General features: G+C 69.4%; 20 protein-coding genes and 1 CRISPR repeat array. Of the genes, 16 read left to right on the forward strand and 4 right to left on the reverse strand.

Translation table 11 applies throughout. The annotated features are described in order from the left end of the window. Positions 1-8: 8 nt before the first annotated feature. From AC0VYP_RS10180 to AC0VYP_RS10230, 11 genes are all read left to right on the forward strand, one after another. Positions 9-1,169, forward strand: a complete 1,161-nt coding sequence (locus tag AC0VYP_RS10180) for an epoxide hydrolase family protein (RefSeq protein WP_285760191.1) — start codon at positions 9-11, stop codon at positions 1,167-1,169. An 81-nt stretch (positions 1,170-1,250) separates the two neighbouring features. Beyond that, positions 1,251-2,861: an FAD-binding oxidoreductase gene (locus AC0VYP_RS10185; RefSeq protein ID WP_285760190.1), complete on the forward strand. Its 1,611-nt coding sequence runs from the start codon at positions 1,251-1,253 to the stop codon at positions 2,859-2,861. Between the two features lie 131 nt (positions 2,862-2,992). Next, positions 2,993-3,355 (forward strand): YciI family protein, encoded by a 363-nt coding sequence (locus AC0VYP_RS10190; protein WP_285760189.1) that lies wholly within the window; start codon positions 2,993-2,995, stop codon positions 3,353-3,355. Positions 3,356-3,592: 237 nt separating this feature from the next. Continuing rightward, on the forward strand, positions 3,593-4,924 hold the full coding sequence (locus AC0VYP_RS10195; protein ID WP_475473673.1) for an acyl-CoA dehydrogenase family protein: 1,332 nt from the start codon (positions 3,593-3,595) through the stop codon (positions 4,922-4,924). A 78-nt stretch (positions 4,925-5,002) separates the two neighbouring features. Beyond that, entirely contained in the window at positions 5,003-6,115 is a 1,113-nt protein-coding gene (locus tag AC0VYP_RS10200; RefSeq protein WP_475473674.1) for a DegT/DnrJ/EryC1/StrS family aminotransferase, read from the forward strand. A gap of 49 nt (positions 6,116-6,164) precedes the next feature. Continuing rightward, positions 6,165-7,412 carry a methyltransferase domain-containing protein gene (locus tag AC0VYP_RS10205; protein ID WP_475473676.1) on the forward strand — a complete coding sequence of 416 codons (1,248 nt, stop codon included), beginning with the start codon at positions 6,165-6,167 and terminating at the stop codon, positions 7,410-7,412. Positions 7,413-7,504: 92 nt separating this feature from the next. Beyond that, positions 7,505-8,116, forward strand: coding sequence for a dTDP-4-dehydrorhamnose 3,5-epimerase family protein (locus AC0VYP_RS10210; RefSeq protein ID WP_285760185.1), 612 nt, complete (start codon positions 7,505-7,507; stop codon positions 8,114-8,116). 20 nt (positions 8,117-8,136) lie between these two features. After that, the gene (locus AC0VYP_RS10215) at positions 8,137-9,054 is read left to right on the forward strand and encodes a putative sugar O-methyltransferase (RefSeq protein ID WP_475473677.1); all 918 of its coding nucleotides are present in this window, start codon (positions 8,137-8,139) and stop codon (positions 9,052-9,054) included. After that, positions 9,051-10,040 (forward strand): NAD-dependent epimerase/dehydratase family protein, encoded by a 990-nt coding sequence (locus AC0VYP_RS10220; RefSeq protein ID WP_475473678.1) that lies wholly within the window; start codon positions 9,051-9,053, stop codon positions 10,038-10,040. The genes AC0VYP_RS10215 and AC0VYP_RS10220 overlap by 4 nt, the downstream gene beginning before the upstream one ends. Positions 10,041-10,179: 139 nt before the next feature. Continuing rightward, complete coding sequence (locus AC0VYP_RS10225; RefSeq protein WP_475473680.1) at positions 10,180-11,799, forward strand: MFS transporter; 1,620 nt, start codon at positions 10,180-10,182, stop codon at positions 11,797-11,799. A gap of 26 nt (positions 11,800-11,825) precedes the next feature. After that, positions 11,826-12,497 carry a DUF899 domain-containing protein gene (locus tag AC0VYP_RS10230; protein WP_475473682.1) on the forward strand — a complete coding sequence of 224 codons (672 nt, stop codon included), beginning with the start codon at positions 11,826-11,828 and terminating at the stop codon, positions 12,495-12,497. 61 nt (positions 12,498-12,558) lie between these two features. On the opposite strand, the gene AC0VYP_RS10235 is transcribed toward AC0VYP_RS10230, so the two are convergent. Both AC0VYP_RS10235 and AC0VYP_RS10240 read right to left on the reverse strand, forming a co-directional pair. Continuing rightward, on the reverse strand, positions 12,559-13,575 hold the full coding sequence (locus AC0VYP_RS10235) for an alcohol dehydrogenase catalytic domain-containing protein (RefSeq protein ID WP_285760180.1): 1,017 nt from the start codon (positions 13,573-13,575) through the stop codon (positions 12,559-12,561). A gap of 64 nt (positions 13,576-13,639) precedes the next feature. Then, entirely contained in the window at positions 13,640-14,878 is a 1,239-nt protein-coding gene (locus tag AC0VYP_RS10240) for a cytochrome P450 family protein (RefSeq protein ID WP_475473683.1), read from the reverse strand. Positions 14,879-15,204: 326 nt separating this feature from the next. On the opposite strand from AC0VYP_RS10240, the gene AC0VYP_RS10245 reads away from it, so the two are divergent. The 5 genes from AC0VYP_RS10245 to AC0VYP_RS10265 all read left to right on the forward strand — a co-directional run bounded on the left by AC0VYP_RS10245 (position 15,205) and on the right by AC0VYP_RS10265 (position 20,819). Then, positions 15,205-16,386 (forward strand): acyl-CoA dehydrogenase family protein, encoded by a 1,182-nt coding sequence (locus tag AC0VYP_RS10245; RefSeq protein ID WP_475473685.1) that lies wholly within the window; start codon positions 15,205-15,207, stop codon positions 16,384-16,386. Between the two features lie 337 nt (positions 16,387-16,723). Further along, on the forward strand, positions 16,724-18,628 hold the full coding sequence (locus tag AC0VYP_RS10250) for an FG-GAP repeat domain-containing protein (RefSeq protein WP_475473687.1): 1,905 nt from the start codon (positions 16,724-16,726) through the stop codon (positions 18,626-18,628). After that, a complete protein-coding gene (locus AC0VYP_RS10255; RefSeq protein ID WP_475473689.1) occupies positions 18,625-19,644 on the forward strand; it encodes an enediyne biosynthesis protein UnbU in 1,020 nt (339 codons plus the stop codon). The genes AC0VYP_RS10250 and AC0VYP_RS10255 overlap by 4 nt, the downstream gene beginning before the upstream one ends. Positions 19,645-19,701: 57 nt before the next feature. Continuing rightward, positions 19,702-20,283, forward strand: a complete 582-nt coding sequence (locus AC0VYP_RS10260; protein WP_475473691.1) for a hypothetical protein — start codon at positions 19,702-19,704, stop codon at positions 20,281-20,283. Then, on the forward strand, positions 20,280-20,819 hold the full coding sequence (locus AC0VYP_RS10265) for a hypothetical protein (protein ID WP_285760174.1): 540 nt from the start codon (positions 20,280-20,282) through the stop codon (positions 20,817-20,819). The genes AC0VYP_RS10260 and AC0VYP_RS10265 overlap by 4 nt, the downstream gene beginning before the upstream one ends. A gap of 238 nt (positions 20,820-21,057) precedes the next feature. Here AC0VYP_RS10265 and cas3 read toward each other — a convergent pair whose 3' ends face one another. Then, positions 21,058-23,964, reverse strand: a complete 2,907-nt coding sequence (cas3, locus tag AC0VYP_RS10270; protein ID WP_475473693.1) for a CRISPR-associated helicase Cas3' — start codon at positions 23,962-23,964, stop codon at positions 21,058-21,060. A 177-nt stretch (positions 23,965-24,141) separates the two neighbouring features. Then, positions 24,142-24,653: direct repeats of the CRISPR family, unit length 29 nt; unit sequence GTGAGCCCCGCGCACGCGGGGATGGACCG. Positions 24,654-24,686: 33 nt separating this feature from the next. Beyond that, entirely contained in the window at positions 24,687-25,013 is a 327-nt protein-coding gene (locus AC0VYP_RS10275; protein WP_285761553.1) for a helix-turn-helix domain-containing protein, read from the reverse strand. Positions 25,014-25,161 lie beyond the last annotated feature (148 nt).

The following is a 25,161-nucleotide window of genomic DNA, read 5'->3' on the forward strand; positions in this document are numbered from 1 at the left end:
GGCACCCGATGCGTCCCTTCCGTATCGACATCCCCCAGGCCGAACTCGACGATCTTCACCGCAGGCTCGCCACCGCCCGCTGGCCCGACGGGTCACTGGGAGCCGGTTGGGAACGCGGAACCCCGCTGGAGTATGCCAAGGAGCTGGCCGAATACTGGCGCAGCGGTTTCGACTGGCGGGCGGCCGAGCGCAGACTCAACGCGTTTCCCCAGTTCACCACCGAGATCGACGGGGAGAACGTGCACCTGCTGCACGTCCGTTCCCCCGAACCCGACGCCATGCCGGTGATCCTCACCCACGGTTGGCCCGGCTCGGTCGCGGAGTTCCTCTCGGTGATCGGTCCACTGGTTGACCCGAGGGCCCACGGCGGGGATCCCGCCGACGCCTTCCACGTGGTCGTCCCCGCCATCCCCGGTTACGGTTTCTCCGGCCCCACCGTCCAAGCCGGCTGGGACGTGCGGCGGGTCGCCCGCGCGTGGGCCGCGCTCATGAGCCGTCTGGGCTATGAACGCTACGTCGCCCAGGGCGGCGACTGGGGCTCGGTGATCTCCCTGGAACTCGGACTGGCCGACCCCGAGCACGTCGCCGGAGTGCACGTCAACATGCTGGCGGCGTTTCCGCCCGACGACTCCGCGGCCCTGGCCGGCCTCAGCGGCGCCGACCAGGAACGGCTCGGCTTCACGGCCCGGTTCGTCCAGGACGGCATGGGGTGGCAGAAGATCCAGTCCACCCGGCCGCAGACCCTCGCCTACGGCCTCACCGACTCCCCGATCGGCCAGCTCGCCTGGATCGTCGAGAAGTTCTGGGAGTGGACCGACTCCGCCAAGTCCCCCGAGGACGCGGTGGACCGCGACCACCTGCTGACCAACGTCGCGATCTACTGGTTCACCAAGACGGCCGGCCCCAGCGCGCAGCTGTACTACGAGTCCGCCCGCGGGGACGCCGCTTTCGCGCGAACGTGGGGAGGGCCCTGGCCGCTGGCCATGCCGGTCGGGGTCGCGTCCTACCCCTTCGACGCGGTGCGCCCGGTCCGCAGGTTCGCCGAGCAGATCCTCCCTTCGCTGACCCGCTGGACCGAGTTCGACCGGGGCGGGCACTTCGCCGCGATGGAGCGCCCCGAGTCCCTGGTCGACGACCTTCGCGCGTTCACCCGCTCCCTGCGTGGCTAGCCCGGCCGTTTACCGCCCCGACACCGTGCTCTCTCCCGTGCCGTTCGGCACCGATCCCCCCACAGCCCAGGAGGCAGGCAAGTGACCGATGTGCAACGCCGAGGGTTTCTCACCGGAGCGCTCGTGGGAGGGGCGGCGCTGGGAGCGACCGCGTTCGCTCCGGCCGTCGCCGCCCAGCCCGTCCGCTCGGGCGCGGCCTGCGGCCCGGTGTTCGGCCCGGTCGCGATCACTCCCGACGACCCCCGTTACGAGAGCCTGCTGGGCGGCCACAACTACCGTTTCGCGGGCCGTCCCGAATCCGTCCACATGGTCGGCACGACCCAGCAGGTGGTGGACGCGGTCACCACCGCGGTGGCGGGCGGGAAGCGGATCGTCGTGCGCAGCGGGGGGCACTGCTTCGAGGACTTCACCACCTCGTCCGATGTCCAGGTCGTCGTGGACGTCTCCCCGATGGCCGATGTCTTCTACGACAAGAAGGTCGGGGCCTTCGCCGTGGGCGCGGGCGCGACCCTGGGGCACGTGTACCGGACGCTGTTCACGGGATGGGGGGTCACCGTTCCGGGAGGGGCGTGCTTCGAGGTCGGCGCGGGCGGGCACGTGCTGGGCGGGGGATACGGGCACCTGTCGCGACGCTACGGCCTGGTCGCCGACCATCTGTACGCGGTCGAGGTCGTGGTCGTCGACGAGACGGGCCGTGCCGGCGCCGTCATCGCGACCCGGGAGGAGAACGACCCGCACAGGGATCTGTGGTGGGCGCACGTCGGCGGAGGCGGCGGCAACTTCGGTGTGGTGACGCGGTTCTGGCTGCGCACGCCGGGAGTGAACTCCTCGGCCCCCGCCCGGCTGCTGCCGAAAGCCCCCGCGCGTATGCGCAGGCACACGATCATGTGGCCGTGGGACGACATGGACGAGACGTCCTTCACCGCCCTGTTCCGCGACTTCTGCACCTGGGCCGAGGACAACAGCGCCCCTGACTCGCCCTTCACCCCGCTGTGGAGCATCCTGCTCGCCAGCCACCGCTCCGCCGGCACCATGGGAATGATCGCGGTCATCGACGACGCCCTCCCCGACGCCGAGGCGCTGCTCGCCGAGCACGTCGAGGCGGTCACCGCCAGGGTCGGCGTCACCCCCGTTGTGGACAGCCGCCAGGTCATCGCCTGGTTGAGTCCGCAGAACTGGCCGGAGGAGCCGGGGGGACGCTACAAGCACAAGGCCGCCGAGCTGCGCAAGGGCTACACCTCCGCGCAGATCGCCGCGATCTGGCGGCACCTCAGCGACGGGGACTACACCAATCCGGCCGCCCACCTCAGTCTTGCGGGATACGGCGGGCAGGTGAACGCCGTATCCGCCACGGCCAGCGCGGTGGCCCAGCGCGATTCGATCCTCAAGGCCGTTTACAGCACGGGGAACTGGCAGGACGCCGACGAGGACGACACCCACATCGCCTGGCTCCGCGACTTCTATCGCGACGTCTACGCGGAGACGGGCGGGGTCCCTGTTCCCGGCGAGGTCAACGCCGGCTGCTACATCAACTACCCCGACATCGATGTCGCCGACCCCGACTGGAACACCTCGGGGGTCTCCTGGCCGCAGATCTACTACAACGACAACTATCCCCGGTTGCAGAAGATCAAGAAGCGCTACGATCCCGGGAACGTCTTCCGGCACGCCATGTCCATCCGGCTTCCGTAGCCGTCCCTGCGGCGATCGCGGTCCACCGCCTCGCCCGGTGGACCGGGACCGGGCACGTCGAACGCGTGGCGTCCGGTTCGACTCCTGACATGGGGCTTCGCCCGGAGGCCCCACGACCGCTAGGGGACGCCATGAAGTACATGTTGCTCATCTACAGCAACCCCGCGACCTGGGAGGCGCTGTCACCGGAGGAGCGGGACCGCCTCGGTCCCGAGCACGCCGAACTGATCAGAGAACTCACCGAGTCCGGTGAATGGCTGGGGGGATCGGTCCTCGCGGACCCCTCGAACACCAAGACGGTCCAGGTCCGAGACGGTGCCCCCATCACCACCGACGGTCCGTTCGGTGAGTCCAAGGAGCACCTGGCCGGCTACGACCTCGTCGCCTGCGACAGCCTGGAGCGCGCCGTCGAAGTGGCCGCCCGCATCCCCGACGCCCGGCTCGCCAGAGTGGAGGTCCGTCCGCTCATGGACGGTTCCGGCCTGGAGATGTGACGCGCCTCCCCGCTGCTCGGCCCGACCGCCGTTGCTCCTGTGTCCGCCCGCCACCTGCTGCGACGGCCGTGAGCCCTCCGCTTTCCACGGCATCGCAATCGGGGAGACGCGGCCGCCGGGACGGCCGTGCGACTCTCGGTGATGAGCCGACGAAGCGCGGTCGCCGAGGGGGTCGGCCTTTTGGCCCGGCCCCCTCGTAAGGCGCGGGATTGCCGCGAGAGGAAGGCGGAGTACACGATGCCGACACCCACCGCACGGCCGACGGCCCCCGCAGGGACGGGCGCACCGGTCACGCCGGAAGGCAAAGCACTGCTCGCCCTGATCGACGGCGTCCTCCCGCAGATCCGGGACAGCGCACAGCACAACGACCACCACGGTTCTTTTCCCTTCGACACCTTCGACACGTTCAGGCGCAACGGAGTGATGGGCGCGACCGTGCCCGCGCAACTCGGAGGTCTGGGGGTCGGCCTGCTCGGCGACGTCGCCCTCGCGCTCCTGGCGGTCGCGCACGCCGACGCCTCGACCGCACTCGCCCTCCACGTCCAGTTCAGCCGCGGCCTCACCCTGGCCTACGAATGGCGGCACGGGACGGCTCCCGCGCGAATGGCCGCCGAACGCCTCCTGCGTTCGATGGCCACCGGAGAGGCGGTCGTGTGCGGAGCGGTCAAGGACCATCCGTCCGCCGTCACCAGGCTGGTTCCCGACGGATCAGGCGGATGGCTGCTGTCCGGCCGCAAGACGCTGGTGACCCTCGCCCCGATCGGCACCCACTTCGTCATCCACGCCCAGCGGCAGGTGGAGGGTGAGCCGACGGCACTCGCCGCCCCCGTCCTCACCCGCGACACCCCCGGGTTCTCCGTCATCGACACCTGGGACGGACTGGGGATGCGGGCCTCCGGCACGGTGGACGTCGCCTTCGACCGCTGTCCGGTGCCAGACGAGCGGGTCGTGGTCCGTACCGCGGTCGGCGCACGCGACGACGCGGTCCTGGCCGGGCAGACCGTCAGTTCCATCACGATGCTGGGGATCTACGTCGGAGTCGCCCAGGCCGCGCGCGACATCGCGGTGGCCGAGTGCCGCGGCAGGAGAGCACATCCGCCGGCGGCCGTGCGCACCCTCGTCGCGGAGATCGAAGCCCGCCTGTACGCACTGCGCGTCACCGCCGCCTCCGCCCTCGCCGAGGCCGACGCGGTCGCCGAGGGGATCGTCAACGACCCCGCCGAACGCGGCAGGCGCATGATGACCCCGTTCCAGTGCGCCAAGATGACGGTCAACCACATGGCGCTGGCCATCGTCAACGACTGCCTCACCGTGGTCGGCGGGGCCGCCTATTCGGGGGGCCACCCCCTCGCGCGGCTCTACCGCGACGTACGCGCCGGCTGGTTCATGCAGCCCTACACCTATGTCAACGGCGTCGACTACCTCAGCGGCCAGGCCCTGGGGCTGGACCACGACAACGACTACGTCAGCGCACGGGCCTCCCGTCCGGTGGGTGAGCGGTCCGTGCCCGCAACGGCGCGACGCAGCAATCCACGAGACGCGGCCCCGTCGGGCCGGCTGCAACCCTGAAAGAAGCAGGCAGCGGAGCAGCGCGAAGAGCCTCCCGGTGCCGTTTCGCCCCGTCATTCATGCGGTGGGAAGGTGAACATGGTTATACGTGTGTGGGACTACCTGGCCGAGTACAAGCGGGAACGCGCGGACCTGCTCGACGCGGTCGAAACGGTTTTCGAGTCCGGGCAACTGGTGCTCGGCAAGAGTGTGCGCTCCTTCGAGGAGGACTTCGCGGCCTACCACGGAGCCACTCACTGCGTAGGCGTCAACAACGGGACCAACGCCATCAAACTCGGTCTGCAGGCGTTGGGGGTCGGCGAGGGGGACGAGGTCGTCACGGTCTCCAACACGGCAGCGCCCACCGTCGTCGCGATCGACGCCACCGGGGCCACCCCCGTGTTCGTCGATGTGCGCGAAGACGACTACCTCATGGACACCGCCCAGGTCGCCGACGCGATCACGCCGCGCACGAAGGCCCTCGTACCGGTGCACCTGTACGGGCAGTGCGTCGAGATGCAGCCGTTGCGCTCCCTCGCGGCCGAGCACGGCCTCGCGATCCTGGAGGACTGCGCCCAGGCCCATGGCGCCCGCCATCACGGCCGTATGGCCGGAAGCATGGGGGACGCGGCCGCTTTCTCCTTCTACCCCACCAAGGTGCTGGGCGCCTACGGCGACGGCGGGGCAGTCGTCACCGACGACGACGCCACCGACGCCGCGCTGCGCCGGCTCCGCTACTACGGCATGGAGGACCAATACTACGTGGTCCGCACCCCCGGGCACAACAGCAGGCTGGACGAACTACAGGCGGAGATCCTGCGCCGCAAGCTCGGCAGGTTGGACGACTACATCGCGGGGCGCCGCGCGGTCGCCCGCCGCTACGCCGAGGGCCTCGGCGACCAGGAGGGCCTGGTGCTGCCCGCCACGGCCGACGGCAACGACCACGTCCACTACGTCTACGTGGTGCGCCACCCCCAGCGGGACACCGTCATCGAACGGCTCAGAGAGCACGACATCGCGCTCAATATCAGCTACCCCTGGCCGGTCCACACCATGAGCGGTTTCGACCACCTCGGTTACGCGAAGGGATCGCTTCCGGTGACGGAGCGCCTCGCCGGTGAGATCTTCTCGCTCCCCATGTACCCCGGGCTGTCGCGGGACCGGCAGGACGCGGTGATCAGCGCCCTGAGAGAGGTGCTCGCCGGCCTGTGACCCACAGGCCGCCTTTTTCGATCCAACCCGAGAGCAAGGGGAAACGAGCATGGCTGAACAGTCCGGTCCCGGAGTCGAGCACGTCCTCTGCCACGTGTGTGGCGGGCAGGTCACCAGCTTCCTCGACCTGGGGCGTCAGCCTCTCTCCGACTGTTTTTTGGCCCCCGGGGCAACCGAGGACGAGTACTTCTACCGGTTGGCGGTCGGGGTGTGCGGATCGTGCACCATGGTGCAGCTGATCGAGCCGGTCAACCGGGAGAAGATGTTCCACGAGGACTACCCGTACTACTCGTCCGGCTCCTCGGTGATGCGCTCCCACTTCGAGGACACGGCACGGCGTCTTCTCGAACACACGGCCACCCGGACCGACCCCTTCGTCGTCGAGATCGGCTGCAACGACGGCGTCATGCTGCGGACGATCCACGACGCGGGTGTCCGCCACCTGGGATTCGAACCGTCGGGCAAGGTCGCCCAGGCCGCCCGGGACAAGGGGCTCCGGGTGAGCACCGAGTTCTTCGAGGAGCGCACAGCAGTGCAGGTCCGTTCCACGGAGGGGCCGGCCGACGTCGTCTACGCCGCCAACACCATCTGCCACATCCCCTACATCGAATCGATCTTCAGGGGAATCGACGCCCTGCTCGGCGAGCACGGGGTGTTCGTCTTCGAAGACCCCTACCTGGGCGACATCGTCGAGAAGACCTCCTTCGACCAGATCTACGACGAGCATTTCTTCTTCTTCACGGCCCGCTCCGTCCAGGCCATGGCCGCGGCCTTCGGATTCGAGCTGGTCAACGTCGAACGCCTCCCCGTCCACGGAGGGGAACTCCGCTACACCATCGCCCGGGCGGGAAAGCGGGAGCCCGACGCGGCCGTCGCCAGACTGATCGACGAGGAGCGCGTACGCGGCCTCGCCGACCCGATCGTCCTGCGGGACTTCGCCGACCGGGTCGAGCGGGTGCGCGCCGACCTCCGCACCGTGCTCCACGATCTGCGCGACCAGGGGCGTTCGGTGGTCGCCTACGGTGCCACGGCCAAGAGCGCCACCGTCGCCAACTTCTGCGGCATCGGCCCCGAACTGGTCTCCTACGTCTGCGACACGACTCCGGCCAAACAGGGCCGGGTGACGCCGGGGACCCACATCCCGGTACGGCCGGTCGAGGCGTTTCGCGACTCCTACCCCGACTACGCGCTGTTGTTCGCGTGGAACCACGCGGAGGAGATCATGCGCAAGGAGCAGGGTTTCCGCGGTGCGGGGGGCCGCTGGATCCTCTACGTCCCGCACGTGCACGTGGTGTGAGCAGCAACCCCACGGCACCGCACCCCGTCGCCGGCACCGGTGCGGCGTCGTCCACGGCCGAAGAGAGCATGGAGTGAGGACGGGGAAAGAGTATGCGCGTACGAGAACTGCGGGTCGAGGGCGCTTTCGAGTTCACCCCCGATGAGTTTCCCGACGACCGCGGCCTTTTCGTCTCACCGTTCCAGGAATCGGTCTTCGCCTCCGCACTGGGACACCCCCTGTTTCCCGTCGCCCAGACGAGTTACAGCGTCTCCCGGCGGGGGGTCGTACGCGGAGTGCACTACACCGCGACCCCGCCGGGATCGGCGAAGTACGTGCACTGCCCCCAGGGCAGGGCACTCGACATGGTGGTGGATCTGCGGGTCGGGTCCCCCACGTTCGGCCTCTGGGATTCGGTGGTCCTCGACCGGCGCGACCACCGTGCGGTCTTCCTGCCGGTGGGGGTCGGGCACGCCTTCGCCGCGCTGGAGGACGACACCCTGATGGCCTACATCCTTTCCGGCGAGTACCGGCCGCAGCACGAACTGGCGCTTGCGCCCGTGGACCCCGGTCTCGGACTTCCGATCCCCGACGGCATCGACCCGGTTCTGTCCCAACGGGACTCGGTCGCGCCCACCCTCGCCGAGGCCCTGTCGGCCGGGTTGCTTCCGCAGTACGCGAAATGCCGTACAGAACAGCAGCGGCTCTCCCCACGGGCGGGCTGACGGTGCAAGGACGGGACACAGTGAACGACAAGTACGGACGCAGCCTCCTCTGGGAGTTCAACAACGAGACCCGCGTGACCGACAGCGCCGTGACCGACCTCGCGCGGTTCAAGTCCAGCGCCGTCAACTTCAAGCTGGCGCTGTGGGACCCGAGCGTCAACGGGGTCCGCTACCTCAAGAGCCTGATCTACGACCTGGCCATGCGGTTGAGCCCGGAGAACCGGGAACGCCTGGACAGGGTCCGCAACCGCGAAGTCGGCGACCCCATCACGGTGAGGTGCAACGGCCAGACGGTCTGCATGGACTACCTCCAGGCGGTCCTCGAACTCGACTTCATCGCCGGCCGCGTGCGGATGGACGGGCTGCGCGTCCTCGAAATCGGGGCCGGCTACGGCCGGACCTGCCACACCATCATGTCCAACCACGACATAGCCGACTACACCATCGTCAACCTGGACAATTCCTTGGCGCTGGCCAGAGCGTACCTGCGCAGCGTGCTCGACGACGGGCAGTACGAGAAGATCGTCTTCGTGCCGGTGGACACCGTTGAGGAGGCCCTGAGCCATACCCGGTTCGACCTGTGCCTCAACATCGACTCGTTCGCCGAGATGGACGCCTCCACGGTGCGCAACTACCTCGCGCTCGTCAACGCCCACTGCGACCACCTCTACGTCAACAACCCCGTCGGCAAATACCTGGACAAGAGCCTGGACGGGCATGCCCAGGGTGAGGACGTGGTCAAGCTCGCCCTGAGCACGGGACTGCTCCGCGACGTGATCGACATCTACGACAGCCAGGCCGTGGCGGCGCGGTCGGTCGCGTTCACCGCCGCCTACCGGCCGGGTACGGGGTGGCGCTGCCTCGCCGACGACCGTGCCGTTCCATGGAGCTACTACTGGCAGGCGCTCTACCGCAACGAGACCCTTCCCGGCCGATGAGCGCCCCCGGGGACACCCTGCCGCTGATCACCGTGCTCGGTGCCTCAGGCATGGTCGGCTCCGCGATCACCGCGGTACTGGCCCGACGCCGCGTCCGGTTGCGGGTCGTCGCGCGTCGGCCCGTCGCACCGGTCCCCACCGGACCGGCCGAGATCGAGACACGCACCGCGGACCTTTCCGCACCCGGTGCCCTCGCCGACGTCCTCCACGGGTCGGACGTGGTGATCCACCTCGTCGCCCACGACGGCGGCTGGCGTGCCCTCGACACCGACGCCGAGAGCGAGCGGATCAACGTCGGCGTCCTGCGGGAGACCCTCGACTTCTGGCGCGGTGCCGACGGTGCGCGACCGGTCGTGGTCTTCGCCGGCTCCACCTCCCAGGTCGGCCCGGTGGCCAAGGAGCGCATCGACGGAACCGAGCCGGACCACCCGGAGACCAGGTACGACCGTCAGAAACAGCAGGCGGAACGCCTCCTCAAAGCGGCTACGGCAGACGGTCGCGTCCGGGGCGTCTCCCTGCGCCTGCCCACCGTCTTCGGGCCTGCCCCGATCCCTCCGGGGGACAAGGGGGTGCTGGCCACCATGGCCCGACGCGCACTGACGGGAGAGCCGCTCACCCTGTGGCACGGCAGCGAGGTGCGGCGCGACTTCCTTTTCGTGGACGACGTCGCGGACGCCTTCGCCGCAGCCGTCGAGCACGCGGACGTGCTGGCCGGCGGGCACTGGCTGCTCGGTACGGGGCGCGGGGTCCCGCTTCGCGGCGCCTTCGAGACCGTTGCAAAGATCGTGGGGGAGTGCACGGGGTCGCCACCGGTGCCCGTGACCGACGTCCCCCCGCCGGCCCACGTCGTCCCTGGGGACAACCGCAGCGCGGCAGCGGACCCTTCGCGGTTTCGTTCCCTGACGGGGTGGTCCCCCCGTGTCTCCCTGCACGACGGTCTTGAACGCACCGTCGCCTCCCTCGTGAGGACCGCCCCCCGGGTGTGACCCCTCGGGACGTGCCCCGACACCCGGCGCGAAGAAAACGCCGGCGGTGTTCGCCGGGATGTAGAGACCCCCGTTCCGGTTCCGACGTATCTGTAGGGGGCCCGTTACGGGGCCGCCATACGACGAGACAAGGAACCGCATGGACAAGCACGCCGCGACCGAACCGCCCCCCAGGGCCGGCCGCAAAGAGTGGATCGGGTTGGCGGTGCTGGCCCTGCCCACGCTGCTGCTCGCCCTGGACCTCAGCGTGATCTACCTGGCGTTGCCGCACTTGAGCGCGGACATCGGTGCCAGCAGCCTCCAACAGTTGTGGATCAGCGATATCTACGGCTTCATGATGGCCGGCTTCCTGGTCACGATGGGCACCCTGGGAGACCGGATCGGACGGCGCAGGCTGGTGCTGATCGGCGGGGCCGCGTTCGGCGCGGTCTCGGTCCTGGCCGCCTATTCGGTCAACGCCGAGATGCTGATCGTGTCCAGGGCGCTGATGGGGGTGGCCGGAGCCACCCTGATGCCCTCGACGCTCGCCCTGATCAGCAACATGTTCCGCGACTCCAAGCAGCGGACCGTGGCCATCTCCGTGTGGATGAGCTGTTTCATGGGGGGCGCCGCGATCGGCCCGGTCATCGGAGGGGCACTCCTCGAAGCCTTCTGGTGGGGATCGGTCTTCCTGCTCGGTGTGCCCGTCATGGCGCTGCTCCTGGTGGCCGCCCCGATCCTGCTGCCCGAGTACCGCGACAAGGACGCCGGGTCCCTGGACCTGATCAGTGTCGTGCTCTCACTGGGCACCGTCCTGCTGTTGATCTATGCGATGAAGGAGACCGCTCAGAGCGGACCGTCACCGGTGTCCCTTGCCGCGGCCCTCGTGGGTCTGCTCGTCGGTGTGCTGTTCGTGCGGCGGCAGCGCAGGCTGACCAGTCCGCTGATCGACCTGCGCCTTTTCGCCAGCCTCGCGTTCAGCGCCGCCCTCGTGATCCTGATGATCAGCGTGGCGACGCAGGGCGGCAACATGCTCCTGGTGACGCAGTACCTGCAGATGGTGGAGGGACTGTCCCCGTTGTGGGCGGGGATGTGGCTGGTCCCGTCGTCCCTCGCCATGGTCGCCGGCTCGCTGCTGGCACCGGCGTTCGCGCAGCGGATCCCCAGGGCTTTCGTCATCGCGGGCGGAATGGCGTTGGCCACGGTCGGCTACGTGCTGCTCGCCCTGGTGCCCAGCACCGGCGGCCTCCCCCTGCTGATCACCGGCGCCTCCCTCGTCTTCTTCGGCATCGGGCTGGTCGGTGCGCTGATCACCGACCTGGTCGTCGGTGCGGCTCCGCCCGCGAAGGCGGGAGCGGCGGCGTCCCTGTCCCAGACCAGCGGGGACTTCGGGATCGCCCTGGGGGTGGCGGTGTTCGGCAGCGTCGGCGCGGCCGTCTACCGGAGCCAAATGGTGGAGGGGGTGCCGGCGGGGGTCTCCGCCGGTGACGCCGACGCCGCACGCGAGAGCATCGCCGGTGCCGTGGCCACGGCCGGCGAGCTGTCCGGGCCGCTCGGCGGCCAGTTGTCCGACGCCGCGCGGGAAGCCTTCACGAGCGGCCTCAACACCTCCGCTGCCGTGAGCGGGGTCCTGGCCGTCGTGCTCGCCGTTCTCGCACTCGTGGCGCTGCGCAAGGTCACCCCGCCGGGCGCCCCCGCGCCGCAGCCGGCCGGGGAGGACCGCCATGACGACACGCACCGGCTCGAACAGGACGTCAACTCCACGACGCCGCAGCCGTGACCAACCAAGGGAGAGGGGACAGCACGATGACCGCACGTCCGAAGGTCGTTTCGCGGGAGGAGTGGCTCAGCAGCCGAAAGGAGCTGCTCGCAGCCGAGAAGGAACTCACCGAGGCCAGGGACGCCCTGAGCGCCCGCCGCCGAGAACTGCCGATGGTCAGGATCGACAAGGACTACGTCTTCGAGGGGCCGAACGGGGCGGCGGGACTCCTCGACCTCTTCGAGGGGCGGCGACAGTTGATCGTCCACCACCTGATGTGGATCCCGGACCGGGACGGTGCCTGCCCCAGCTGCACCTTCCACGTCAACGACCTGGGTGATGCCTCCCACCTGTGGGAGCGCGACACCACCCTGGCCCTGGTCTCCCGGGGCCCCTACGACCGCGTCAACTCCTACCGGCGCCGCATGGGGTGGGAGCTGCCGTACTACTCCTCCCTCGGAAGCGATTTCAACTACGACTTCCACGTGACGCTCGACGAATCCGTCGCGCCCCTGCTCATCAACTTCCGGACCAGGGCCGAGCACGAGAAGGCGGTCGGCGCGTGGGACGTCTGGGGCGACGAACTCCCGGGCGTCAGCGTCTTCCTCCGGGAGGACGACACCGTCTTCCACACCTATTCGACGTATTCACGGGGACTGGACAACCTGTTGTTCACCCTCAACTACCTCGACCTCACTCCGCTGGGCCGACAGACCTGATAAAGCGTCGCGCCCACCGCTACCCGGTAGCGGTGGACGCGACGGTTCGCGGGGGCTGGTTTCAGTAGGTGACCACGGCGCGAAAACGCACCTCGCCCTTTGCGACCCTCTCCACGGCGTCGGCCACCTGGTCCATGGCGAAGACCTCCACCACGGGGGTGACCTTGCCGGACTCCACGAAGTCGAGGGCTTCGACGAGATGGTCGAGGCCCTCGTGCGTGGCACCGAGCACGCGTTGCCCCTGGGCGAAGAACGGCACATCCGGGGGGATGGTGAACGCCTCCGAAGGGTCGAGACCGGCGAGCACCATGCGGCCGTTCACCCGCAACCCCCGCATGGCGTCGGCCGCGGCCCGGTGCGACTTGCCGGTCGCGAGGATGACGTCCGCGCCACCGGCCGCACGGAGCTCCTCGCCGTTGCCCACCACCATGGAGGCGCCGAGCTGGCGCGCCAGGTCGTGCTTGTCCGGTGAGCCGGTGACGGCGATGGTCTCGAAGCCGCACGCGTCGGAGAACTGCACGGCCAGGTGTCCGAGGCCACCGATCCCCAGGACGGCGACCCGGTCGCTCGGCGTGGGCGCCCCCACCCGAAGCGCACTCCACGCGGTGTACCCCGCGCACATCATGGGGGCCGCGAGTTCGTAGGGGACCCCGTCGGGGATGCGGACGGTCGCCTCGGCCGGGACCGTCATGTATTCGGCGTGTCCGCCGGGGACGGTGATCCCGGTCAGCACCGGTGCGGCGCAGTTCATCGCGGCCTGCCCGCCAACCGGAAGACGACGCAGACAGTAGTCGCACCGTTCGCAGGTGCCCTGCACCCACGTCGTGCCGACGCGGTCACCGATCGAACGGGAGTCAACCCCCGCGCCCAGTGCGACGACCTCCCCCACCGGTTCGTGCCCGGTGATCGACGGTGTGGCACTGGGAAAGTCGAAGACACCGCGGGTCAACCAGACGTCGTTGGCGCACACCCCGCAGGCGCGCACCCTGATCAGCACCTCCCCAGGGCCCGGGGAGGGGGTGGGCACCTCGCTGATGCCCCAGGGGGCGTTGACACCGGGGACGACTGCTGCCTTCATGACTGTCCACCTTTCGCGCGTTGGGTGAGGTGCGGGGCCGTGTCCCGCACGGGGCGGCGGCGCCTCAGGACCCGACCGCGCCCGCCGGGGTGAGCCGCACCGGCAGGGAGTTGACCCCGTTCATGATGAACGTTCCCTGCGGTTCGATCTCTTCGGCGGGGACGGCCAGCGTTATCTCGGGGAAGCGTTCGAACAGGGCCGAGAGCGCGGTCTCGGCCTCCAACCAGGCCAAAGACATACCGATGCAGTGATGGGGCCCGTGCCCGAAGGAGAGGTGTCGCTTGTCGGTGCGGGTCGCGTCGAAACTGTCGGCGGTGTCGCCGTGCAGTTCGGGGTCGCGGCCCGCGGCGGCGAAGCCGATGAGGACGGGTTCGCCCTTGGGGATCGTCACCCCCTCGATCTCGACGTCCTCCACGGCGAAGCGGAACGGCAGGTGGGCCACCGGTGCCTCGACGCGCAGCGTCTCCTCGATCACCTCGCGCCAGGTGAGGCGTCCGTCCTTGACCATTGCGCGCTGGTCGGGGCGGGTCAGCAGGGCGAGGACGGCGTTGGCCACCAGGTTCATGACCGGTTCGGTGCCCGTCGCCAGCAACAGGTGCAGCGTTCCGACCATCTCGGAGTCGTTCAGGCGGGAACCGCCCTCCTGGGCCTCGATGAGGTCGCTGGTCAGGTCGTCACCGGGGGACAGTCGCTTGGCCTCGACGAACTCGTGCATCTCCTGATGCCACTGCTCGACGTTGGCGGCGGCCTCCTCCGGGGTGAGGGTGGTGTCGATGTTCGCCTCGCCACCGCGCAGCACGGTGGCCCGCGACTCGGCCGGCACCCCGAACAGGTCGCAGATGACCTGGGCGGGAAGGGGACGGGCGAACGCCGATTTGATGTCCACGACCTGGCCCGGCGCGATCTCCGCCAACCCGTCCAGCAGTTCGGCCGTCGCCTTCTCCACATCGGACCTGATGGTCTCGACGCGGCGCGGGGTGAAGGCCTTGGAGGTCAGTCCGCGCAACCGCGTGTGGTCCTCCCCGTAGGCGGTCGTCAGATTGTCCATCAGGACCCAGCCGATCAGCGGGAACTCCTCGCCGATCTCGCCGTTGGTGAAAGCCGTCCAGTGCTTGCGCGGGTCCTTGGACAATCGTCTGTCGCCCAGAGCCTGGCGGACGGCCCGGTGGCCGGTCACCGACCAGGCCCGTACCCCGCCGGGAAGTTCCACGGCGGCCACCGGCCCCTGGGCGCGGATTCGCGCCCCCTCGGCGTGGATGTCCCTTCCGGTGCGATCGATGGCGATCGGGCAGCGCGTCGTCAAAACAACCTCCGAATGGTGGCGGCCGGCACCGGCCTCCGGTTTGCTCCTGCGAAACACCCGGATTTCCCCGGAGGGTCGAAAAGTCCTCGAAGAACGGATTCGACAGGAGGGACGTGGAAAGAAGGCGCTGTTTTCGCCGATCGTACCCCCCGAACGACGGGGTTCCCTTCTTCACGATTGCCTCATTCTTTTCTTCCGTCAGCGCCCCGTTTAAGTTCGCCGGATGCGATTTCGCAATTAGGAAGATGAGTTGCCTCGGGAAGCCGTGTCAGGGTCATGTGATGGGGCCGGGGAGCTTCCCGAGGCTCGTTTCCCAGGAGGATTACATGGAGAGCACCGAAGCGCCGTCGCGGGGCGAACTCCTCCGCCGCGCCACAGAACTGGTGCCGTTGCTGAGCAAGCACGCGAATTGGTCGGAGGACAACAGGCGCCTTTCCGAGGAGGTCATCAACGCGCTCACCGAGCAGGGACTGCTGAAGATGCGCGTGCCCAAGCGTTACGGGGGGTACGAGTCCGATGCCGGCACGGTCGTCGAAGTCCTCGCGGAACTCGCGAGAGGAGACGGCTCGACCTCGTGGACAGCCGGGGTCTGGGCAATCAGTACCTGGGCGATCGCCATGTTCCCCGACGAGGTGCAGGACGAGGTCTTCTCGACCCCGGACGTGCGCATCTGCGGGATCCTCAGTCCCAGCGCCGTCGCGGTCCCCACCGACGGGGGCGTCGTACTCAACGGCAAGTGGTCCTTCAACACCGGCGCCCAACAGAGCCACTGGAACACCAACGCCGCCGTCCGTGCCACCCCCGACGGCGGATACGAACCCGTCATGGTCGCGCTTCCCGTCAGCGACCTGGAGATCGTCAACGACTGGTACACCTCCGGTCTGCGGGGTTCGGGAAGCGTGACCACGATCGCCAAGGACGTCTTCGTCCCCGAACAGCGCGTCCTGTCGATGGGACCGGTGCTCCAGGGGCAGAGCCTCTCCCCGGCCAACGCCGAATCCCAGGTCTTCTCCTCGCCGTTCCTGCCGATCGCGTGTACGACGGTCGGCGCCACCGTGCTGGGGCTGGCCAAAGCGGCGAAGGACGCCTTCTTCGAACGGCTTCCGGAGCGCAAGATCACCTACACCTCCTACGAGAAGCAGAGCGAGGCGCCCATCACGCACCTGCAGGTCGCCGAAGCCACCGTCAAGATCGACGAGGCGGAGTTCCACGCGCGCCGGGCGGCGTCGCTCGTGGACGCCAAAACCGGGGCGGGGGAGGAGTGGACGATCGAGGAGCGGGCCCGGATCCGGCTCGACCTGGGCGCGGCCTGCCAGCGCGCGAAGGAGGCCGTCAACATCCTCAACACCGCCAGCGGGGGCTCCTCGATCTACAGCTCGGTTCCCATCCAGCGCATCGAGCGTGACGTGCAGACCCTGAACCTGCACGCCATCATGCACCCCAACACCAACATGGAGCTCTACGGCCGTGTGCTCTGCGGCCTGGAGCCCAACACCCTCTACATCTGAGGCAGGGCCCGGCCGCCCGCTGACCGGGAGAAGCCATCGGGCGGCCGGACACCCTTTCAGCGGGTTTGTCGGACCTGTTCGTCCTGCAATTTTTATCGCGGTGCAATTGTGCGGCTCCCGGCCATTGGTGTCGTTCTTCCTTCATCGGCCTCCTGGCTGATCCAGTCGATCGATCGAGATCAGGCCGGGGTCATCGCCGACGCAAGCCGAAAAGATTCCCCCTCTTCGTCAAGAGTGCCTCCCGTGGGCTGCCCAAAAAGCGATCCTCGCCATTTTCGGGGAGACGGGTTCTGCGGGGCGATCGTTGACCACTACACGCGACTACGTTCTAGGAATAATGATGCGGCTATTGTTCCGAGGTGCCACGGTCATCGTGGCGCTCGCCGTCATAACCACGATGGGGCTGATGACCATCCGGCCGTCACTCAGTGAGGCCGAGCAGACGACGCGCGCCGCCCCTTACGGTTTCGACGTCCTCGACCTCAACTCCGAGCCGCCCGGGGCCCGCTCGGAGCGCGAGGTCGCCCCGGCCCTGAATCACTTCCGCGGCTGGATCTCGGCAGTGGGCGCCGGAGTCGCCCTGACCGACCTGCGCGACATGGGCCGCCCCACCGACGCCTGCCTCATCGACCCGCGCGACGACAGTGTCACCCTGCGCTCGGTCCCCGGCAGCGGCGCCCCCGACTACCCGGTGGTCGAACTCCTGCCCGAAGGGCTGCCCTACGACCACACCATGGCGCCCATGGGGTGTGTGCCCGCCGACTACGACGAGGACGGCGACACCGACCTCCTCGTCTACTACTGGGGCCGCTCACCGGTGCTGTTCATGAACACCGAGGGTCCCGGCGCGACCCCCGACGCCGCGAACTTCACCCCCCACGAGCTGGTCGAGCCCGTGCAGGTGTGGAACTCCACGGCCGCCAACGTCGGCGACCTCGACGGAGACGGCCACCTCGACATCCTGATCGGCAACTACTTCCCCGACGGCGCCCGCGTCCTCGACCCCGAGGCCGACGACGACACCCGCATGGAGATGCAGCAGAGCATGGGCCTGGCCCGCAACGCCGGCACCAACAAGGTCTATCTGACCGAGCCCACCGGCGAGGCCGACGAAGTCCCGGTACTGGTGGACGCCAGCGACGCACTGCCGGAGAAGGCGTCCACCGCCTGGACGCTGGCCATCGGGTTCCAGGACCTCACCGACGACGCGCTGCCCGAGATCTACCTCGGCAACGACTTCGGCAACGACAGCTTCCTGGTCAACCATTCGAGCCCCGGCCAGCTGCGCCTGAAGCTCCTCAAGGGCGAACGCGACATCACCGTGCCCAAGTCCAAGGTGGTGGGCAACGGGTCGTTCAAGGGGATGGGGGTGGCCTTCACCTACACCGACGGCGCCGAACTGCCCACCATCGTGGTCAGCAACATCACCTCCCCCTACGCCCTGCACGAGAGCAACTTCGCGTTCGTGCCCACCGGGGACGGCTCCGAGCTCCTCGACGACACCATCCCCTACCACGACGAGAGCGAGTCGTTGGGGCTGTCCCGCAGCGGCTGGTCCTGGGACGTCAAGGCCGGGGACTTCAACAACGACGGCGTTGACGAGCTCTTCCAGGCCACCGGCTTTTTGTCGGGGGACACCGACCGCTGGCCAGAGCTCCAGGAGATCGCCATGGGCAACGACGAGCTCCTGAAGTACCCGTGGGCCTGGACCAACTTCCAGACCGGCGACGACGTCTCCGGAAGCGAGACCAACCCCTTCTGGGTGCGCGGTCCCGAGGGTCGCTACGCCGACCTCGCCGCCCCTCTGGGACTGGCCGAGCCCGACGTCAGCCGCGCCTACGCCTTCGGCGACGTCAACGGCGACGGACTGCTCGACGCGGTCCTGGCCAACCAGTGGCAGGACTCCCGGGTTCTCATCAACGAGGCCCCCGACGCGGCCCCCGGCATCTGTCTGCGCCTGCTGCGCCCGGCCGCGGTCGGCGACGCCCACCGTCCCGCCCTCGGGGCGCGGGTCGTCTCCGCCGGGGACGACGTACCCGTCCAGACCCGCCAGCTCTACCCCGCCAACGGCCACGTGGGGGTCTCCGACGACATCCTCTACCTCGCCGCACCCGCCACGGGCGACCTCCCGGTCACCGTCGAGTGGCTGACCGAGGGCGGTATCCGCTCGGCCGAACTCGAACTGAGCCCCGGTCCGAGCACGGTCGAACTCAACGATGACGGAACGGCGGTCCTGCGATGACGACGACTCAACCGGGCGGGATCCAGCACGCCACCGAACGTCCGGATGATCCTGCCGCCCGGCCCGCCCCTCCCGGCCAGGAGCCACCCGCGGCCGCCGCGCCGCCCAAGGACAAGCGCATCATGGCGCTGCGCATGTTCGCGACCTCCATCACCGTCTTCACGGTGATCGGCCACCTCTTCCTCGGCTTCGAGCAGTCCCCGATCACTCCCATCGTGGCCGTGCTCGTGGGCTACGCCCTCGACCTGATCCTGGAGACCCTGGACGCCAAGGCCGCCGGCCGCACCCCCGGTTACGCGGGCGGCCGACAGCGCCTCATCGACCACCTGCTGCCCACGCACATCGCGGGCCTGGCCTGCGCGCTGCTGCTGTGGGGCAACGAGTCGCTGTGGCCCTACCTGTTCGCGGTCACCATCGCGGTCAGCAGCAAGTACCTCTTCCGGCTCACGGTGCGCGGCAAGAAACGGCACTTCCTCAACCCCTCCAACCTCGGCATCGCCGTCACGCTGGCGATGTTCCCGTGGGTGGGCATCTCCCCGCCCTACCACTTCACCAACAACTCCACCGGCACCATCGACTGGCTCATCCCGCTGGGCATCCTCATGGCCGGCACCATGCTCAACGCCCGGCTCACCGGCCGCTGGCCGCTCATCATGGCCTGGGTCACCGGGTTCGCCGCCCAGGCCGTCCTGCGCTGGCTGATCCTGGACCACGCCCTCGTCGCCGCGCTGCTGCCGATGAGCGGGGTGGCCTTCATCCTGTTCACCAACTACATGATCACCGACCCCGGCACGACCCCCTCCAAGCACCGCAACCAAATGGTCTTCGGCTTCACCACAGCCGCCGTCTACGGACTGCTCGTGTCGTTCCACGTGGTGTTCGGCCTGTTCTTCGCGCTGGTCATCACCTGCATGCTGCGCGGCCTGGTCCTGCTGGTCACCCCGTGGTTCGCCTCCCGAGGCGGGGGAGCGGACGCCCCGGCGGAACCCGCGGCGCCCGCGCCCTCCACCTCATAACCCGCCCGGCCCCCACCTCCGCAACCGACGGACCGACGAACCGAGGAGTCCAGCCCCATGGCGACACGTACTCCCTCCTCCACCCCGGGCCGCTACCGCCGCGGCCTGAACCGGATCAACTCCAGCGGCCACCGCGTTGCCCTGCAACTGTTCATGGTGATCGTGGTGGCCCACTGGGCCGAACACATCGTCCAGGCGGTCCAGGTCTACGTCCTCGACTGGCCGATCCCCGAGGCCCGCGGTGTCCTCGGCATCCCCTTCCCGTGGCTGGTCACCTCCGAGTGGATGCACTACGGCTACGCGCTCATCATGCTCATCGGGTTGTTCATGCTGCTTCCCGGGTTCACCGGCCGTTCGCGGACCTGGTGGAAGATCTCCACCGGAATCCAGGTGTGGCACCACTTCGAGCACCTGCTCCTGCTTTTGCAGGCACTGGTCGGCCGCAACCTCGGCGGCGGCGACGCCCCCATGAGCATCCTCCAGATGGTCATCCCGCGGGTGGAACTTCACCTCTTCTACAACGCGATCGTGTTCGCCCCGATGGTCGTGGCCATGTACCTGCACACCCGTCCCAACAAGGCCGAACGGGAGTCGGCCACCTGCGGATGCGGCGACCGCTCCGAGGCGCTGACACGATGACCGGGCAGCGCGCGGGCGCCGGCAGCCGACGGAGAGGCCCTTCCCCGGCCTTCAACCTCGCCCTGTTGACGCTCGCGCTGCTCCTGGTGTACCTGGCCGTCTCCAACCTCGACCGCGGAATCCGTGCCGCCACCGCCGACGGGGCGCCCGGCACCTTCACCGCCGCCAGCCTCGCCTGCATCCAGCACCCCGGACACGAGTCCTGCACCTGCTACGGCACCTACACCGCGGACGACGGCGCCGCCCCGCGCGACGACGTCTACCTCTACGGCGCCGACCGCGCCACCTGCGTGATCGACCAGGACACCCGGGCCGTGGACATCGGCGCACCCAACCGCGTCTACGGCCCGGAGGGCTCCCGCGAGTGGATGTTCACCGCCGGGCTGCTCCTCGCGGGGCTCGCCCTGGCGACCGCGTCCACGACCAACCTGGTGCGGGCCCGGCTGCTCCGGGGTGGCGGCCGACCCCCCGAGAACGACACCGTCCACCACTACGGCCCCGGGAAGGAGGGACCCACAGCCGAGGAAGGACGGTGATCCTCGTGCCCGGAGCACTCCACGTCGCCCCCCACGACCGCGACGCCTGACCCGCGGGCAGCCGTGGTGCGGATCGAGCAGACACGATCCGCACCATGGCTGCCCGGAGTGCGCACTGCCGCCCGACCTTCTCGGACCGTTCCGATTCCGTGCAAGGCGCCCGGGGCATCGCCAGGAGAGCAGCCGGGTACCGACTCTCCGGCGTCGAGACTCCTCGCCCCGGCCAGGCCGGAGCCGTTCACTTCTCGACGACCAGACCCTTGAGCGGGTCCAGCAGCCACGACCGGCCGCCCAACTCGGCGGGCTCGACGCTGCCGTCGGGGTTCACCCGGTGTGGCAACAGCACCAGGTCGCGCAGGTGGAAGGACTCCGCCCACGCGTCCGGGGGACGGTTGCCCTCGGGCAGGGCCTGCCCGTACCAGGAGTCCGCGCGCACCGGGATGGTCTGCGCCATCACCGCGCGCAGTTGCTTCCTGGAGAACGAGCCGTCCTTCTCCTCCCCGACCTCCGGCAGCGGCTGCGCGCCGCACCCGCGATCGAGCCAGCGTCCGCCCCGCGTGTCCACGTAACAGCACAGCACCCGGACCGAACCCGCGCCGAAGCGCGTGGCCAGCAGGTGCTCGCTGAGGTCGATCTCGAACTTCGTCATACCGATGAGGTCGCGGCCCATGTCCCTCGGCTCGGGCACCACGACGTTCTTGGCCAGGGTGCGCAGCGCCATCTCCGCGCCCAGCCGCGCGACGTCGTCGGCCGCCACGTCGGCCTCCACGTCCGCGGCCAGCGTCTCGTCGTCGTAGACGTCGTCCACCAGCGCCTGCACGTCCTCGGGGATGCGCACGGGATCGGTGCCGCGGCGCCGCAGCATCGCGCGGGTGCGTTTCAGCAGCGACACCGGGTAGACCGCGCGCCACCCCATGGGGAAGGCGCCGTCTTCGGCGTCCTCCCGCCCGGCGGCCGAGGCTTTCTCGGGCACCAGCACCACCATCCGCGGCCGGTCCGCCCACGCAGGGCGGGTGACGGTCCCCAGGTGCTGGTGGCGCCAGCACCGCCCGGCCCGCTGCAACAGCAGGGAGATCGGGGCGATGTCGGTGATGAGCAGGTCCAGATCGAGGTCCAGTGACTGCTCGACGACCTGGGTGGCGACCAGGACGTAGCCGCGCGGCTGGCCGGGCAGCCCCGGACGCAGGCCCTTGGCCGGACCGTTCTTGCCGAACCGGCCGGTGATCTCCTCGGTGATGGCGGTGCGCTGCTGGTTGGGGAAGCGCGCGTGCAGCAGCCGCAGCTCGGGTGCCCGCGCGCCCAGTCCGGCGAACCATTCGGCGAGCGCGTCAACGGTGGCCTGGGAGTCGGCCACCGTCGTGCACACGACGGCAGCACAGCCGCCCTGCTCCACCAGACCCGCCAACCGCGCCTTCAGGACGCCGATGCGGTCCGCGCGCCCGTTGCGCACGGGGACGCCCGCGAGCTCCACGGTCAGCGGTTCGCGTTCGGTGGCGGGAATGGGCCCCGGCTCCAGTTCCCCGCTGGTGGTGACCACGCGCGACGGTGCGGCGTGCAGCCACCCGGGATAGGACAGCGCCGTCACCGGCGCAGGGTCGCTCCTGCGCCACTTCTTGCCGGGGCACCCCGACAGGTACGCCTTGACCAGGGAGTTGGCCGTGCGGTGGTGCAGCGTCGCCGACAGCAGCACCACGGGGACCCCCAACCGGCCCAGCCAGTGCAGCAACCGCTCCAGCAGCACCTGCATGTAGGGGTCAACGGCGTGCGCCTCGTCAACGATCACCACCTTCTGCGCCAGGCCGAACAGGCGCAGCATGGTGTGTTTGGCGCGCAGGGCCGCCATCAGGGCCTGGTCAACGGTGCCCACCGACCACGACGCGAGGAGGCCGCGTTTGGGGCCCAACAGCCAGTCGGTGGCCGCGAACCGGTCGGCGCTTCCCGGCCCGGACGAGGAGAGGACCGTGGACACCTGGAGTTCGTGGTCGGGAACGTATTCGGGGTTCAGCCAGGCCATGGCGTGCAGCAGCGCGAGGGTGGAGGGTCGGCCCGGTGGTGTCGGTTCGGCCCGCGCGTTCGCGTACTCCTTCAACCGGCCGTACATCTGGTCGGCGGTGGCCATCGTGGGCAGCGCGAGGTAGCGGCCCGGGCGGCCGGTGGCCGCGCCCAGCAGGTCGGCCGCGTGCAGGGCCGCCTCGGTCTTGCCCTCGCCCATGGGGGCGGTCACCAGCACCAGGCCGCCCTGCCCGCACAGGGCGGGCAGGTGCTCGGCGAGTGACCGTTGGAGGCCGTTGGGGGTGGTGATGAACGGGAAGGATTCCGCGAACGTCGCGGGTGCGACGGTGATGGGACGCAGCCCCGCCTCGTCCAGGAGCCGCGGCACCCGCTGTAGCGACGCCGCGAAGTGCGCGGCCGGCGAGGGCGGGCCGTCGGCACCGGCCGTGTCGGCGAGGCGTGCCAGGACGAAACCGCGCTGGCTCACCAGCCAGTCGGCGAGGATCACCAGGCCGCAGATGACGGTGGCTTCCGGGGCGGGCAGCGCGTCGGGCTGTCCGGGGCGGTCGAGTGCCGCGAAGACGGTCTCCAGCAGGGCCTGTCGCTGTTCCTCCCACGGGCCGGGGGCGAACCCGAGAGAGGCGAGCGGGTCGGTGGCGTGGATCGTGGGGTGTTCGGCGAACCGGCCGTGGTGGCCGCTCAGCAGTTGGGCCACGAGCGGGGCGGGATCGCGGTGCCCCGTGCCGTAGCCGAGGGTTTTTAGAGCCACCGCCAGCCAGTGCCCGCTCACGGTGGCGTGGGGACGGGCCTCGCCGCCGTCCGGCTCGGGAGGGTACCCCGACAGGTCAACGCCCTTGGCCTGGCTCTGGAAGGAATGGGTCAGTTTGCCGAGGTCGTGCAGCCCGGCCCAGAAGGCGATGGTCCGTCCCGCGCGGTCCTCGTCGGGGGCCGCCGGGTCGGTCAGCGCTGCGGCGAGGTTCGCGCGCATGCCGGGGGAGAGGTACTCCCGCCACAGCACCAGGGCGGCAGCGGCGGTGTCCAGGCAGTGGTGCAGCAGCGGATAACGGGCGCCGTCGAGGCCGCGTTCCTTGCCCCAGAGAGCCAGGTCCACTGCCTGCCCGGGTTCCCCGCCGAAACAGTCGTCCGCCGCCATCCGATGGCCCCCGAATCCCCCGTACACCGACCGTGCGTCAACGCTAGGCTTTCCGGGGACAAGGCCGTAGGCACTTTCCCTACGGTGGCCCGATCCGGCCATCTGACGCGACCGGCCGGGTTCCGAAACCACAGATCTCATTACGATAACGCGCCGCAAAGTGCCAGGTCATTAACTGTGAGCCCCGCGCACGCGGGGATGGACCGGCCGTTGACGAGGACCTGCCAGCCCTGATCGAGTGAGCCCCGCGCACGCGGGGATGGACCGCCGTTTTTTTGGGCGGCGCTCTTTTGTCGTGGGTGAGCCCCGCGCACGCGGGGATGGACCGAACTGGACGTTGAACCGGCTTCAACGTCCAGGGTGAGCCCCGCGCACGCGGGGATGGACCGGTCGTCGTGCGTACTGCCCAACGCGTACCCGTGTGAGCCCCGCGCACGCGGGGATGGACCGCCCCCGCCCGGGGCTCTGCCCGGCGTGCCCTGAGTGAGCCCCGCGCACGCGGGGATGGACCGGTCTTCGCCAGGCCGGTCGAGGCGGTTGACGGGTGAGCCCCGTGCACGCGGGGATGGACCGAGGGCCCCGGGGTGCATCCCGGGGCCGGTGACGTGAGCCCCGCGCACGCGGGGATGGACCGACCCCCGACACCGCCCTGGCCGTGGAGTGAGCCCCGCGCACGCGGGGATGGACCCTCGGGCCGCTGGGACAAAAGCGTCAGCGCACCCTCACGACTGCGCGGGCGGGTCGTCGGCGCGTTGTGCCTCGTTGATCCGCAACGCCTCTTCCAACTGGTCCTCCAAGATGATGATCTTGCAGGCCGCCTCGATCGGCATACCCTCGTCAACGAGATCGCGGGCACGAGAGGCGACTTTGAGCTGATAGCGCGAGTAGCGGCGGTGGCCGCCCTCAGAGCGCAGAGGCTCGATCAGCCGGGCATCGCCCAGAGCGCGCAGAAACGCCGGTGTGGTGCCGGTCATCTCCGCCGCGCGGCCCATGGTGTAGGCGGGATAGTCATCATCGTCGAACCGGTCACCGGTATTGGGACGGGACAAGCGCTTCTCTTCCTTCTTCTCTTTTCCTGAGCGCACGTCGAGGGCCCCAGCGCCGTTTGGCGCTGGGGCCCGAGAGTTCAATACCACCTACCGGCTGCTGCCGGTCTTCCGCATTCCGAGGTACAGCTAGGAAGGAATCGCGGGGATC

Source organism: Nocardiopsis sp. iso_186, from assembly GCF_056173365.1.